This is a genomic window from Actinophytocola sp. (assembly GCF_050699935.1).
Classification (GTDB): Bacteria; Actinomycetota; Actinomycetes; order Mycobacteriales; family Pseudonocardiaceae; genus Actinophytocola.
This window is the reverse complement of sequence record NZ_JBOHGB010000006.1, coordinates 1-13108: the sequence shown is the minus strand read 5'-3', so window position 1 is coordinate 13108 and position 13108 is coordinate 1. Positions and strand designations below refer to the sequence as shown.

Below are 13108 nucleotides of genomic sequence, written 5' to 3'. Positions count from 1 at the left end.
CAGAAGCACGTATGGTGATCATGAGCATAACCGGAGGAGGACGCCAGGAGATGGAGCGTGCGTTCTGGCTGCGCGCACCCGGGGTTTGCGAGATCCGCCCGGCCGAGCTGGCGGAGCCAGGCCCCGACGACGTCGTCGTGCGCACGCTCTACTCCGGGGTGAGCCGCGGTACCGAGTCGCTCGTGTTCCGCGGCGGCGTGCCGCCCAGCCAGCACACCGCGATGCGCGCGCCGTTCCAGGAGGGCGAGTTCCCCGGCCCGGTGAAGTACGGCTACCTCAACGTCGGCGTCGTCGAGCAGGGCCCGCTCACCGGGCGGACGGTGTTCTGCCTCTACCCGCACCAGACGCGCTACGTCGTGCCCGCGGCCATGGTCACGCCGGTGCCCGACGACGTGCCCGCGGCACGCGCGATCCTCACCGGCACGGTGGAGACCGCCGTCAACGCCGTGTGGGACGCGGCCCCGCACGTCGGCGACCGGATCGCCGTCGTCGGTGCCGGGATGGTCGGGGCGAGCGTCGCGCGGGTGCTCGCCGGCGTCCCCGCCGCGCACGTGCAGCTGGTCGACGTCGACGAGTCGAAGGCAGCTCTCGCCACCGCGCTCGGGGTGGACTTCGCCACCCCGGCCGACGCCGAGGGCGGCTGCGACTTCGTCGTGCACGCGAGCGCCACCGAGGCCGGCCTCACCCGCAGCCTCGAGCTCCTCGCCGTGGAGGGCACGGTCGTCGAGCTGAGCTGGTACGGCGACCGGCGGGTGAAGGTACCGCTGGGTGAGTGGTTCCACTCCCGCCGACTCACCCTGCGGTCCAGCCAGGTGGGCATGGTCTCGCCCGCGCGCGGCGGCCGGAAAGGCTACCCCGAAAGGCTCGCGGTGGCCCTCGAACTGCTCGCCGATCCGGCCTTCGACGCGCTCGTGACCAGCGAATGTCGCTTCGATGAACTGCCGGTGGCGCTGCCCCGCATGATCAGCGATGAACCCTCTGCGCTCTGCCTGCGTGTTATGTACGACAGCAGTTAGCCCACAGCAAGGAGGCGCGGTGTTCAGCCTCACCGTCCGTGACCATCTGATGGTCGCGCACAGCTTCAACGGCGAGGTGTTCGGGCCCGCGCAACGGTTGCACGGCGCCACGTTCATCGTGGACGCGACGTTTCACCGCGCGGAGTTGGACGCGGACAACATCGTCGTCGACATTGGACTCGCGACGCGCGAGCTGCACGATGTTCTTGGCGAGCTGAACTACCGCAACCTCGACGAGGTGCCCGAGTTCGCCGGCGTCAACACCTCCACGGAGTTCCTCGCCAAGATCGTGGCCGACCGGCTCGCGGACCGGGTGCACGCCGGCTCGATGGGCGAGGGTGCCACGGGGCTGTCGGAGATCTCGGTGACACTGCGCGAGTCCCACGTGGCCTGGGCGACCTACGGGCGCGCGCTGTGAGTGCGACCGGGGCTGCGACCGGGACGCTGTTCGTGCTGCCCTCGGACGTGGACGACGTGACGTTCGCGAGCGGCGGCAACGCCTACGACCGCCGGATGTGCGAGGTGCTCGGCCTGCGCGAGGTCACCGTGCCGGGCCGCTGGCCGACGCCGGACCAGGCGTCGGGGATCAACCTCGCGAGAGTGCTCGGTGACATCCCGGACGGGTCCGTCGCACTGCTGGACGGACTCGTCGCGTGCGGGGTGCCGCAGTTCGTCGTGCCGCACGCGCGCCGGCTGCGGCTCGCGATCCTGCTGCACCTGCCGCTCGCCGACGAGGTCGGGCTGCCCGAGGAGCGCGCGACCGAGCTAGACGGCCTGGAGCGGGAGACGCTGCACGCCGCGGCCGCGGTGATCGCCACGAGCCACTGGGCCGCGCGCCGCGCGATCGCCCACCACGGCCTCGACCCCGCCCGGGTGCACGTCGCGCCGCCCGGGACGCGACCGGCGCCGCTCGCGACCGGTACCGACGGCCGGCTGCTGTGCCTCGCCTCGGTCACCCCGCGCAAGGGCCAGGACGTCCTCGTGGAGGCCCTCGCCGGTATCGACGACCTGGGCTGGACCTGTGAGTGCGTCGGCTCGGTGCGTCGCGACCCCGGTTACGTGGCGCGGGTGCACGGCCTGGTCGTGCGGCACGGGCTGACGAGCCGGATCTCGCTTACCGGGCCGCTGCCCGACGCCGAGCTGAACGACCGGTTCGGCCGTGCCGACCTGCTCGTCCTGCCCTCCCGCGGGGAGACGTACGGCATGGTCGTGACCGAGGCCCTCGCCCGCGGCGTCCCGGTGCTCACCTCGGACGTCGACGCGCTGCCCGACACGCTCGGCCAGGCCCCGGACGGCAGCGTGCCCGGCATGCTCGTGCCACCCGGCGACGCGGCCGCGCTGTCCGAGGCGCTGCGCCGCTACCTGACCGACGCCACGCTGCGCGGCCGCCTGCGCGAGGCCGCCCGCGAGCGCCGGCGTCTCCTGGAGGACTGGAACTCGGCGGCGCAGCGGCTGGCCGCGATACTCGACCGGCTGCGGGGGGAGCCCTCATGCGCGGCATGACGTTGCGGGACCCGGCTGACCGGGAGCTGGTAGAGGGGGAACGGACCGGCGAGGTCCTGCTCCCGATCACGATCGAGCCGGCCACAGCCGAACGCACAGCCGCCAGCTCGGCCGCCAGCACCGCCGAGGAGCCGACTGGGCCGGCGTCGGTGCCGGTGAAGCGCCGGCTGAACAAGGCGAAGGTGTGGGCCTGGATCAAGATCCTCGTCGGCGTCGGCATCGTCGTCGCGCTCGTGTGGAAGGTCGGCGCGGCCGGGTTCATCGAGAGCTTCCGGGTGATCGATGCGGGCGAGATCCTCGCCGCGCTGGTCATCGGGCTCGCCACCACGGTGCTCAGCGCGTGGCGCTGGTGCCTGGTCGCCCACCGGCTCGGGCTGCGGCTGCCGCTGGGCCGCGCGGTCGCCGACTACTACCGGGCGCTGTTCCTCAACGCGGTGCTCCCCGCGGGCGTGCTGGGCGACGTCCACCGCGCGGTGCGGCACGGCCGCGAGTCCGGTGACGTCGGCGCCGGTGTGCGAGCCGTGGTCCTGGAGCGGACCGCCGGGCAGGCCGTCGTGGTCGTCGCCGGGGTCGTGGTGCTGCTGGCCGGACCGACCGTCGCGCCGACCCGGGACATCGGGCTGGCCGTGCTGATCGTCGCGTCGCTGTTCGTGTTCGGCTACCTCGCGCTGCGTCGCTGGACGGGCCCCGACTCGCGTTGGCGTCGTACGCTCGATGACGTCCGCCACGGGCTGCTCGCGCGCGACGCGTGGCCGGCGGTAGCCGTGCTCTCCGCCGCCGTGCTGGCCGGGCACGTCACGATGTTCGTGATCGCGGCGCACGCGGCGGGCGCGGACCTGCCGGCCGCCGAGCTCGTCCCGCTCGTGATCGTGTCGCTGCTCGCGATGGGGCTGCCGGTGAACGTCGGAGGTTGGGGGCCAAGGGAGGGTGCGACAGTGCTCATGTTCGCGGCCGCCGGCCTCGGCGCCGCGCAGGGACTCACCACCGCGGTGGTGTACGGACTGCTCGGGCTCGTGGCGAGCCTGCCGGGCGCGTTGATGCTCCTGCGCCCCGGTCGTGGACTTGGTCAGGAACGCCGACAGGAAGTGACCGCATGACGAACGTGGCCGACATCGGGCGCAACGGAGCGGTGGAGCGGGTGGTCGATACCCGCCTGCCCACCGTCTACGGGGAGTTCCGCGCTGTGGGCTACCTCGACCGCTGGGGCGGGCACGAGCACGTCGCGCTCGTGCACGGCGACGTCACCGACGTCAGCCCGCTCACCCGGGTGCACTCGGAATGCCTGACCGGCGACGCGTTCGGCTCCACCCGCTGCGAGTGCGGCGACCAACTGGCCGCGGCGATGCGCCGGATCGTCACCGAGGGCGCGGGCGTGCTCATCTACCTGAAGGGCCATGAGGGCCGGGGCATCGGGCTGCTGGCGAAGCTGCAGGCGATGCGGTTGCAGGAGGAGGGGCTGGACACGGTCGAGGCCAACCTCGCGCTGGGCCTGCCGGTCGACGCCCGCGAATACCACATGGCCGCGGAGATCCTCCACGACCTCGGCGTGCACTCGATCCGGCTGCTGTCGAACAACCCGAAGAAGCTGGACTCGTTGCTGAGCAACGGGATCCACATCGCCGAGCGGGTCCCGCTGCTGGCCACGCCGACCGACGACAACCTGCCGTACCTGCGGACCAAGCGCGAGCGGCTGGACCACTACCTGCCTCATCTGGAGGGGCTGCCGAGCGCGGCGAGCACGTCGGCGAAGGACTCCACCAAGTTCGCGAGCGCGGCCCTGCCCTTGGCGGCGGAGGCGAGCGAGGGCCGGCCGACCACGCCCGACGCGGTGTAGGCGGCAAGTCCCCGGGTCAGCATCCGGTTGCGCTCGTCAGCGAGCTCGTCATGGTCGGCGTAGTCCGGACGCACCAGCTCGGGGTGAGCGTGCAGGAGCAGGGAGGTCTCGAGCTCGCCGGCGTGCATGTCGCTGTCGGGTCCGAGCTCGACGCCGCCGGCGGCGCGCGCGTTCAGCCAGTCGACCTCGGTCGGGAACAGCGCCATGTGCTCGCCGCGCGCGCTCGCCTCCTGGACCACATTGGACAGCACGTAGTTGCCGCCGTGCCCGCTGACGATGACGAGCTTGCCGATTTCGTTGCGGCGCAAGGACTCCGCGATGTCGGTGACGGTCGCGTAGAGGGTCGCGGCGGAGATGCTCACGGTGCCGTGCCAGCCGGCGTGCTCGTGTGAGCAGGAGATCGTGATGGGCGGCAGCCGCAACAGCGGGTGAGCCGCGGCGAGCGCACGAGCGACGATGACCGCGATGATCGTGTCCGTGGCGAGCGGCAGGAACGCCCCGTGCTGCTCGAAGCTGCCGACGGGCAGCAACGCGACCTCTGCGCCGCGCTCACGTTCCTCGGCGGCGGTACTCACGGGAAGGAGGTAGTCGTCCGTCATGCCCCCATCATGCCGTCAGTGATCCTTCGATGGCGGTGAGGAAGTTCTCCGGACGGCTGGGCTGTGTCATCTCGATGAGCGCCGCCGGTAGCGTACGACCATGGACCATCGCACGATTGCGGGCGGGTCGGTGAGGCGTCCCATTTTCGACGTCGATGAGCTGCCGTCTTCGGATCTTTCGTTGAACGGCCGGTTTGCCTATGACGAGTGCGACGCCAACGATATCGACCAGTCTGGCGTGGTTGGCCGAGGTTCGTTGCACCATGTCCGCGTGTCCCGGTCATCCCTGGCGAAGTCGCGACTCAGCGATCTCGAGTTGATGGATGTGGCGCTTCGAAATGTGGCCGTGGCGAATGCGTCGTGGGAGCCGGTGACAGCGCGCCGGGTCGAGATACTGAATTGTCAAGCCGTCGGATTTCAATTGGGAATAGTGAAGGCGGAAGACCTCTACTTCGAAGAGTGTCGACTGGATTACGCTCGACTGAACATCGAGCAGCGTCGCGGGCCGATCGTATTCCATCGTTGCGTGTTCACCGAGGCTATTCTCGATGGGGATTTGTCCGGTGTCGTGTTCTCGGAGTGCGAATTGAAGGGCGCGGAGTTCCGGGCGAACCGGGCCGCGAACTGCGACCTCACCAGCTCGCGGCTGACCGGTGCGTCCGGTCTCCTGACACTCGTGGGCGCGGAGATCACCGAGGAGCAGGCCATGCTGCTCCCCGGTCAACTCGCCGCAGAGGCGGGCCTTGTCATCACCGAGGCGGTAGGCAGGTCGGCCGGCAACTGATCGGATTGCACCGAGGACTACAGGACGGGTTGCACTCCGGGTGGCATCCGGCGTTGTACGGGTCGCACCACTTCGGTTCGCACTCGGCGGTTGGCCGGCACTGGAAATGCTCGGCCAGTTCATCCCGTACACATCGGAAGCGGTCTCCTACAACGATGTCCGCGAGCGACTGCTCGCGGACATTGCCCACTGACAACCAGTGGGAGAACCCGCAGGGCCAGACGGAGCCCTCTGGCGACTCGGCCGCGGACACCGCGGCCGACTTGGCGCACCCTGTCATATCCGATGTCGGTTACGCCCAGGGAGGCTAGTTCGGCATGGGCCTGGTCGACCCGTTGGCCGTTGTGAACATCGACGATTCCGACCCGAAGTGGAATGGAGCGGCGTACCATCTCGATGATGTTGCTTCTGGTTCGGGCGTGACTGCCCCGCCCCTGAGTAATCGCCTCGTGCTGTGCGGCGTCGTCCGTGTAATAGCTGGTGGCGAGCCGTACGTCAGGGCGACTTAAGGTGTCCCATAGTGCGGGACGGACATGCAGGAGGTTACTGTATATCTCGACGCTAATTCCATGCGCCAGCGCGTGATCCACGAAGCCCGGTAGATCGGGGTGCATGGTTGGCTCGCCGCCGATGAACTGCACTATTTCAATGCCCAGGGGTTTCGCTTCGTCAATCACTCGACGCCAGTCCGACTTTGTCATGGCGCCATGAGGTCCGTCGGGGCCCAGAATCGGCATAGCACTGGACACAGCTGAGGTGGCATTTCCCAGTGATCTCCAACCACAGGAATGACAGTGGCGAAGCCACCGCACGCCACCCCCCCTTTCATTAGCGAGCGCGGGAGCCCCCAGTCGACCGTGCCTAGGTCAACGGGGATTTACAAGCCGCAGGGGTGATGTTGCAGGTGAACGCGCTACGTGCTGTGACAGGCTCCGCTGGTTTGGGGCACGCCGTCCCAACGACCTGCTCGATGCGGCCGACAGGCAGCAGCGCGACCTCGGTGCCGCGCTCGCGTTCGTCGTCCGTCATGTCCCCATCATGGCGACTCGCCGGTGCCGGCGGGCCACGTTACTCGGTCAGCCGTGGGGAGGCTTTCGCGATGGCGTCGCGGGCCACCGGGCAGGTGTCCTTGTCCGGGTCCCACGACTCGACGATGGCCAGCAGGTAGAGCACCTCGTCGAGCGGGACTGACACCGAGCACGACCCGCCCGTGTCCTCCTGCAGCACCTCCTGCCCGGCGACCGTGGTCGCGACGACGTCGCCGCCGACCTCGAGCTGGCTCGACTGGTGGATGGAGACCTTGAGGTAGGGCTTGCCCTCACCGGACCCGTAGCGGCAGGCCGGCAGGCCCACCGAGGTCTCCTTCGTCGGGGTGAGCGACTCGTCGGTGATGTCCGTCATCAGGTCGCGTGCCTCGTCGACGGTCACCAACTCGCAGACCTCGTCCGGACTCATCTCGCGGTAGTCGGCTGCACCGGCATCGGTGTCGTCACCGCAGGCGGCAAGGAAGGCCGCCAGCCCACACAGAGCAAGGCAGAGAGCGAGGCGGCGTCCAATGATCGTCATAGCCGAGACGGTAGCGGTCGGCCGGCGATGAGCGTGCCGAGACCGTGTCTTTCGAGGGTCGGCACATGTCCGTACTCAGCGGGTGGAGCCGACCGGCGTGCCGCGTTCCGGGACCTCCGCGGGCGGCTCGCTCGCCCGCTCTACCGGGGTGGCCATCAGCACCGCGGTGATCGTGGCGGCGACGGCGACGGCCGCCAGGATGAAGATGGGCAGCAGGAAGGTGAACACCTCGACCCCGGCCGGTGCGGGCGCGCTCGGGTCGAGGTTCGCCCGGACCGCGGCCATCCCGGTGTAGTGCATGCCGGTGACCGCGACGCCCATGACGAGGCCGGCGAGCACGCGCAGCCACAGCCGGTCGGTGGTCACCGTGAACCACAGCGCGGCGGTCGCGGCCAGGACGGCGATCAGGATCGAGAGGCCCACCAGCTCGGTGTCGTAGGAGATGCTGCCCTTGATGTTGACCGCCCACATGCCGGAGTAGTGCATGAGCGCCACCGCAAGCCCGGTGATCACACCGCCGAGCAGCAGCCGCCACGGCACGAACGTCCGGCGGGCACCGAACACGAGCAGCCCGCCGAACACCGCGCCGATCGCGAGGAACGCGGAAAACGCTGTGCGGAAGATGTCGTAGCGCACCGGCAGGCCCGGCGTGGTGAACCCCAGCATCGCGATGAAGTGCATGAGCCAGATCCCGACACCGCCGATCGTCACGGCGGCGAGCGCCAGCCAGCCGATGCGGGCGGCGTTGGTGCGTGCGTACCGGGCCAGCTGCGTGCACGCGAGCCCGACCGTGGAGCCGACCACCGAGGTGGTGTAGGCGAAGAGCACCAGCCAGCTGCCCAGGTCGAAGTGGTGGACGTGGTCGATGGCGACAGTCATGGGGAGGCTCCTCCGTGGATCGTCAGTGCGCGCCGCGGACGCGCAGGTGCCGTGTGGGCAGCGGGGCCGGCTCACGCGCGAGCTTGGCCAGCGCGTACTCGCTCGCCGCGATGAGGACCTCCTTGGCGGAGTCGCGGGAGCGCGCGTCGCAGTTCATGATCACGACGTCGTCGGGCAGCGCGAGGGCCTCGCGGATGTTCTCGACGGAGTACCTGCCGGCGCCGTCGAACTGGTTGACCGCCACGACGAACGGCAGCTTGCGGGTCTCGAAGTAGTCGATGGAGGCGAAGCCGTCGGCCAGCCGGCGGGTGTCCACGAGCACCACGGCCACGATCGCGCCGTGGGCGATGTCGTCCCACATGAACCAGAACCGGTGCTGGCCCGGCGTGCCGAAGACGTAGAGGACGAGGTCGTCAGCGAGCGTGATGCGGCCGAAGTCCATCGCGACGGTCGTGGACATCTTGGTCGACGTCACCGGCACCACGTCCACGCCGGCGCCGGCGCTCGTCATGAGCGCCTCGGTGCGCAGCGGCACGATCTCGGACATCGCGCCGACGAACGTCGTCTTGCCGACGCCGAACCCGCCGGCCACGACGATCTTGGCGGACGTGATCTTCCTGGGCGGCCGGCTACTGAGCACGAAGTCCACTGAGCACCCTCTCGATCAGCCGGCGTGGCTCGTCGATGCCGGCGTCGGCGGCGAGTGTCGCCTCGACCTCGACCAGGCCCTCGCCGAGCAGGTCCGCGACGAGGACCCTCGCCACTCCCAGCGGCGCCGGCAGGTGCGCCGCGATCTCCGCGACCGAGCGCGGTTCCAGGCACAGCTGCGTCACCGTCCACATCGCACTGGCCCGCCGGTGCGGCAGGGCGCGGCCCCGTGGCGTCGTCCGCACCCGTGCCTCGACGGCCAGCTCGACACTCGGCCGCGTGCGGCCCTCGGTCCACGAGTAGGGCCGGGCCAGCGCCGCGCCGTCGGTGTGTCCCGAGGCGTCGGTCACGCGTTCCCCCTCAGCGCAGCTTCTCGGTCCCGCGGACCGGGGTGTCGACCATCCGCCCGACGCGGTCGACGAGCAGTGTCATCTCGTAGCCGACGAGGCCGATGTCGCAGCCGGCCGCGGCGAGCACGGCGAGGTGCGAGCCGTCGCCCACACTCATCAGCAGCAGGAAGCCGCCCTCCATCTCGATCACCGACTGCACGACCCGGCCCGCGGTGAACAGTTGCGCGGCGCCGACCGTGAGGCTGGTGAGCCCGGCGGTCAGCGCGGACATCTGGTCGGCGCGGTCGCGTGGCAGCCCGTCGCTCGCCGCGACCAGCAGGCCGTCGGCGGAGACCAGCACGGCGTGCGTCACCCCGGGAACGTCCTGGGTGAACGCCGACACGAGCCAGCCCAGCGTGGGTTCGGCCGCGGTGGTGCTCTCGGTGGTCATGGACCCCTCCCTCGGGTCGGAGCCGGCAGGTCTCCCGTCCTGCCGTCGGCTCGCCTCGCGATGTTCGTCGCCTGGTTCGCCGGCTCGTTCGTCGCCGTCGCGCTCCCGCGGCGCCACGTCAGTTCCTCCGGTCCGGTGTGGACTCGGAATCGGACTCCTCTCGGGCCCGGCGTGCGGCCTGCACGCCGCTGTAGTGGCGGGACAGGTTGCTGCGGATCGCTTCCGGGTCACGGAACCCGGCGCCGGGCTTGACGTCCTGGTGGTCCGCGGGCTTGGCCGAGAGCGCACCGCCGCGTGGCTGGCGCATCGGCAGGCCGGCGGCCGTCGTGCGGATCGTCGGCGGGTCGCCGGCCGCCACATGCTGTGTCGCGCCGGGCGTGGCATTCGTTGCGTCCGGATCGGTCACGGTGGTCAGCGTCGTGCCGGTAATTGTCGTGGGCTCGGCGGGTGCCGCCGAAGTCGAGCCGGCCGGCGTGAGCCACCCGCGTTGCGTCGCCGTGCCGTTCGCGGCCGGTTCCTCGGGGGCGAGGAACGGGGTGAACCAGGCGATCTTGCTGCCGTTCTCCGGAATGGGTGGCAGTGGCGGCACGACCGGGACGCCGGACGGCCCCGGCCGGGGCGGTCCGGTGGTGCTCGCCACCGCGGGCGGCGCGGACTCCATAGTGGACTCCGACGCGGTGTCTACTATGGACTCGGTGGTGGCGTCGTCGAGCACGACCACCACCGGATCGGGCACGGACTCCGGTGTCGGTTCGGGCGCGATGCCCGGCGTCGCAAGGGTTTCCGGAACGCCGTCGGAGAGCACGAGTGCGCCCGGGACGTGCACGCTGGCGGTGATGCCGGCCTGCTTCGCCCGGTCGTGGCTGGGCCGCAGGCGGACCGTCACGTCGTGCCGCGCGGCGAGCAGGCTGACCACGAACAGGCCCATCCGGCGGGTGGTCTCCGGGCCGACGGAGTCCGCGGTCGAGAGCCGGCGGTTGGCCGACTCGAGGTCCTCCTCGGCCATCCCGAGCCCGGCATCGATCACCTCGAACAGCAGGCCGCCGTCGGTGCCGCGGTCGGCGGTGAGCACGACCTTGCGGTCCGGCGGGGAGAAGCGGGTCGCGTTCTCCAGCAGCTCGGCGAGGATGTGCACGACGTCGGTCGCCGCCGCCGAGCGCACCGACGCGTTCGGCGCGTGCCCGAGGCTGACCCGCCGGTAGTCCCTGACCTCGGACGTGGCCGCGCGCAGCACCTCGACGACGCTGACCGGCCGGTTCCCTCGCTTGGGCGGCATGCCCCCGGCGAGCACCTGGAGGTTCTCCCCGTTGCGGCGCAGCCGGGTGGCGAGGTGGTCGAGGCGGAAGAGCTCGTCGAGCCGGCGCGGGTCGTGCTCGTCGGCCTCCAGGCTCTCGATCACGCCGAGCTGCAGCTCCACGAGGGACTGGCTGCGCCGCGACAGTGTCATGAACATCTCGCTGACCTGGCGGCGCAGCTCGGCCTGCTCGCCGGCCAGCCGGACGGCCTGCTGGTGCATGTCGTCGAAGGCGCGGGCGAGCTGGCCGATCTCCTCGTCGGTGCGTACCGCGACCGGCTCGACGGCCTGCCAGTCGACGTGCTCGCCGGAGCGCACCCGCTCGACGGTCTTCGGCAGCTTGTCGTGCGCGACGGCCAGCGCGGCGGCGCGGAGCCGGCGCACCGGCAGCAGCAGCGAGCGGGCCACGGTGAGCGCGACGGCCAGCGCGGCGAGCAGCGCGCCGAGCACGATCGCGGCGTCCCGCAGGGCGTCCGAGCGCGCCTGGTTGGTGCGGGTGGACACGGTGTCGACGAGCTCGGTGAACCTGGCGTCGATGAGCCCGCGCAGTTCGGTCTGCTCGGCTTGCAGATCGGGCAGCAGCTGCCGCAGGTCCGCGGTGCGGTTGCGGGCGACGGCGGCCTGGATCGCGTCGCGACGCTGCGCCCAGGTCCGGGTCGCGGCGACGAACTCGGGTAGGTCGGCGGCCGGGATGTCGAGCGAGAGCCGCTGGACGAGCACGGCCTCCTCCGCGGCGGCGTGCTGCACGGCGGCGGCCACGTCGTTGCTGACCGCCCGGCCGTTTCCCGACCCGGTGAGCGCCTCCTCACTCGCGAGCGCGGCACGCAGCAGCAGCATCGACAGCACGGTCGAGGCGCTGTCGTCGAGGTCCTCGGCGCGGGTGAAGGACACCGCGCGCGGCACGAGCTCGCCGAGGTCCTCGATCACCACGCGGTAGGCGAACGCCTCGGTGACCGGATCGGTCTCGTCGGTGACGACCTGGTCGCGTGCCTCGACCAGGTCGTCGATCGCGTCGCTGAGCCCGCGGCTCACGTCGGGCGGCAGCTGCGCGAAGTCCGCTGCGTTGCGCACGACGGTGACCTGCTCGTCGACGGCCTCCTCGCGCTGGGGCAGGTCGGCCGCACCGGGCGGCACGGCCGCGACCATCTCCAGGGCCACCAGGTCCGCGAGGGTCAGCGCCTCGCCGAGGACGTCGAGCTGGTCGCGGACGGTGCTCAGCCGGTTGGCGTCGTCGAGCTGGAGCTGGACCCGCAGGCCGCCGAGCACGAGTGCGACCACGGCCGGGACCACGAGCACGACGGCGACCTTCGTACGCAGGCTCCAGCTGTTGATCCGCCACTTCGCGGCATCCCGCTGACCCGGCTCGGACACCACTTGTCCAATCTGACCCGTCGACTGTTCGGCCGGTGCCCTCGTACGTGGTCCGGCGGGTTGCCGGAAGCCTCGGAGAAATGGGAGGCACCGACGACTTCGCGATGCAAGCCGAACGGTTCGGGAATGTCAAGGCCAGGCCCAGCGTGGCGGCGGACGGATGGACAAGAAAGGACTTTCGTCCCTTCAGCTCTGCTCCGTTCGGGGTATTCGGGAGGGCCCGTGATCGCTGGGCCGCCCGCGCGGCGTCGTCCCAGGTGAGTCGCCAGGTGAGGCCCCTACCTGCTCGATCGTCGCCGCCCGTGATCGGACGGCCACGGCCTGCGGTGCGAAAGAAACCTCCGCGGCGTTACGGCGGCCAGAACTATTGCTGGCCGGACCACGTCGGGATCGAATTCGTTTATCGATCGTCGAGAATTGTCGGCGGGTTTGTTTCCGTGTCGGGTTAATTACGGAACGCCTCGGCGAGCCACCAGGAGCCGCCGTCGCTGGTGATCTTCGCGTCGATCAGCAGCGGGAGGTCGCGGTGGCCGTCGAGCCAGGCGGCGACGCCGTCGAGGTCGTCGGTGGTGCGGACGGTGAGCGCGGCGCAGCCGAAGCCGGCGCCGATCGCGGCGATGTCGGTCTCCGGGAAGCGCACGGTGCCGTGGTCCTCGCCGGTGAAGTGGTGCACCTCCGCGCCGTAGGCCTCGTCGTTGTAGACCACGATCAGCATCGGCAGGCCCAGCCGGACGACGGTGTCCAGCTCGGCGATGCTCATCAGGCAGCCGCCGTCGCCGAGCGCCGCGACCGGCAGCCGGCCGGGCCGCGCGAGCGCGGCGCCGACCGCCGTGG

16 protein-coding genes and 1 pseudogene are annotated in these 13108 nt (G+C 70.8%); 6 read left to right on the top strand and 11 right to left on the bottom strand.

Annotation, left to right across the window (positions count from 1 at the left end; translation table 11 throughout):
* Positions 1–50: 50 nt before the first annotated feature.
* The 5 genes and pseudogenes from ACRDTB_RS04045 to ribA all read left to right on the top strand — a co-directional run.
* Entirely contained in the window at positions 51–1016 is a 966-nt protein-coding gene (locus ACRDTB_RS04045; protein ID WP_431428650.1) for a zinc-dependent alcohol dehydrogenase, read from the top strand.
* 19 nt (positions 1017–1035) lie between these two features.
* A complete protein-coding gene (locus tag ACRDTB_RS04040; RefSeq protein WP_431428547.1) occupies positions 1036–1434 on the top strand; it encodes a 6-pyruvoyl trahydropterin synthase family protein in 399 nt (132 codons plus the stop codon).
* Positions 1431–2519, top strand: coding sequence for a glycosyltransferase family 4 protein (locus ACRDTB_RS04035; RefSeq protein ID WP_431428546.1), 1089 nt, complete (start codon positions 1431–1433; stop codon positions 2517–2519). Before ACRDTB_RS04040 ends, ACRDTB_RS04035 begins: the two co-directional genes overlap by 4 nt.
* Entirely contained in the window at positions 2507–3616 is a 1110-nt protein-coding gene (locus ACRDTB_RS04030) for a lysylphosphatidylglycerol synthase transmembrane domain-containing protein (RefSeq protein ID WP_431428545.1), read from the top strand. The genes ACRDTB_RS04035 and ACRDTB_RS04030 overlap by 13 nt, the downstream gene beginning before the upstream one ends.
* Positions 3613–4167: pseudogene (ribA, locus tag ACRDTB_RS04025) on the top strand (GTP cyclohydrolase II); the annotation flags it as partial. The gene ACRDTB_RS04030 and the pseudogene ribA, both read left to right, overlap by 4 nt.
* A 59-nt stretch (positions 4168–4226) precedes the next feature.
* Here the strand turns inward: ribA and ACRDTB_RS04020 are convergent.
* Entirely contained in the window at positions 4227–4952 is a 726-nt protein-coding gene (locus ACRDTB_RS04020) for a creatininase family protein (protein WP_431428544.1), read from the bottom strand.
* Between the two features lie 100 nt (positions 4953–5052).
* Between ACRDTB_RS04020 and ACRDTB_RS04015 the strand changes: the two genes are divergently transcribed.
* Positions 5053–5736 carry a pentapeptide repeat-containing protein gene (locus ACRDTB_RS04015; RefSeq protein WP_431428543.1) on the top strand — a complete coding sequence of 228 codons (684 nt, stop codon included), beginning with the start codon at positions 5053–5055 and terminating at the stop codon, positions 5734–5736.
* On the opposite strand, the gene ACRDTB_RS04010 is transcribed toward ACRDTB_RS04015, so the two are convergent.
* The 10 genes from ACRDTB_RS04010 to ACRDTB_RS03965 all read right to left on the bottom strand — a co-directional run.
* Positions 5702–5926, bottom strand: a complete 225-nt coding sequence (locus ACRDTB_RS04010) for a hypothetical protein (protein WP_431428542.1) — start codon at positions 5924–5926, stop codon at positions 5702–5704. The two genes, ACRDTB_RS04015 and ACRDTB_RS04010, sit on opposite strands and share 35 nt — an antisense overlap.
* A complete protein-coding gene (locus tag ACRDTB_RS04005) occupies positions 5856–6437 on the bottom strand; it encodes a radical SAM protein (protein WP_431428541.1) in 582 nt (193 codons plus the stop codon). The genes ACRDTB_RS04010 and ACRDTB_RS04005 overlap by 71 nt, the downstream gene beginning before the upstream one ends.
* Positions 6438–6597: 160 nt before the next feature.
* On the bottom strand, positions 6598–6765 hold the full coding sequence (locus ACRDTB_RS04000; protein WP_431428540.1) for a hypothetical protein: 168 nt from the start codon (positions 6763–6765) through the stop codon (positions 6598–6600).
* Positions 6766–6804: 39 nt separating this feature from the next.
* Positions 6805–7302: a hypothetical protein gene (locus ACRDTB_RS03995; protein ID WP_431428539.1), complete on the bottom strand. Its 498-nt coding sequence runs from the start codon at positions 7300–7302 to the stop codon at positions 6805–6807.
* Positions 7303–7377: 75 nt separating this feature from the next.
* On the bottom strand, positions 7378–8181 hold the full coding sequence (locus ACRDTB_RS03990) for an MHYT domain-containing protein (protein WP_431428538.1): 804 nt from the start codon (positions 8179–8181) through the stop codon (positions 7378–7380).
* 22 nt (positions 8182–8203) lie between these two features.
* Positions 8204–8830 carry a GTP-binding protein gene (locus tag ACRDTB_RS03985; protein ID WP_431428537.1) on the bottom strand — a complete coding sequence of 209 codons (627 nt, stop codon included), beginning with the start codon at positions 8828–8830 and terminating at the stop codon, positions 8204–8206.
* The gene (locus ACRDTB_RS03980) at positions 8811–9179 is read right to left on the bottom strand and encodes a DUF742 domain-containing protein (protein WP_431428536.1); all 369 of its coding nucleotides are present in this window, start codon (positions 9177–9179) and stop codon (positions 8811–8813) included. The genes ACRDTB_RS03985 and ACRDTB_RS03980 overlap by 20 nt, the downstream gene beginning before the upstream one ends.
* A gap of 10 nt (positions 9180–9189) precedes the next feature.
* Positions 9190–9609 (bottom strand): roadblock/LC7 domain-containing protein, encoded by a 420-nt coding sequence (locus ACRDTB_RS03975; RefSeq protein ID WP_431428535.1) that lies wholly within the window; start codon positions 9607–9609, stop codon positions 9190–9192.
* Between the two features lie 118 nt (positions 9610–9727).
* A complete protein-coding gene (locus ACRDTB_RS03970; RefSeq protein ID WP_431428534.1) occupies positions 9728–12277 on the bottom strand; it encodes an ATP-binding protein in 2550 nt (849 codons plus the stop codon).
* Positions 12278–12719: 442 nt separating this feature from the next.
* Positions 12720–13108 (bottom strand): thiamine pyrophosphate-dependent enzyme (locus ACRDTB_RS03965; RefSeq protein ID WP_431428533.1); only part of this gene is annotated, 389 nt, incomplete at its 5' end.

Excerpts from the sequence above, each read along its gene's own strand:
- ACRDTB_RS04000 (WP_431428540.1), bottom strand. The coding sequence starts at position 6,765 with ATGACGGACGACGAACGCGAGCGCGGCACCGAGGTCGCGCTGCTGCCT.
- ACRDTB_RS03975 (WP_431428535.1), bottom strand. The coding sequence starts at position 9,609 with ATGACCACCGAGAGCACCACCGCGGCCGAACCCACGCTGGGCTGGCTC.
- ACRDTB_RS04005 (WP_431428541.1), bottom strand. The coding sequence starts at position 6,437 with ATGACAAAGTCGGACTGGCGTCGAGTGATTGACGAAGCGAAACCCCTG.
- ACRDTB_RS03995 (WP_431428539.1), bottom strand. The coding sequence starts at position 7,302 with ATGACGATCATTGGACGCCGCCTCGCTCTCTGCCTTGCTCTGTGTGGG.
- ACRDTB_RS04015 (WP_431428543.1), top strand. The coding sequence starts at position 5,053 with ATGGACCATCGCACGATTGCGGGCGGGTCGGTGAGGCGTCCCATTTTC.
- ACRDTB_RS04020 (WP_431428544.1), bottom strand. The coding sequence starts at position 4,952 with ATGACGGACGACTACCTCCTTCCCGTGAGTACCGCCGCCGAGGAACGT.
- ACRDTB_RS04030 (WP_431428545.1), top strand. The coding sequence starts at position 2,507 with ATGCGCGGCATGACGTTGCGGGACCCGGCTGACCGGGAGCTGGTAGAG.
- ACRDTB_RS03990 (WP_431428538.1), bottom strand. The coding sequence starts at position 8,181 with ATGACTGTCGCCATCGACCACGTCCACCACTTCGACCTGGGCAGCTGG.
- ACRDTB_RS04045 (WP_431428650.1), top strand. The coding sequence starts at position 51 with ATGGAGCGTGCGTTCTGGCTGCGCGCACCCGGGGTTTGCGAGATCCGC.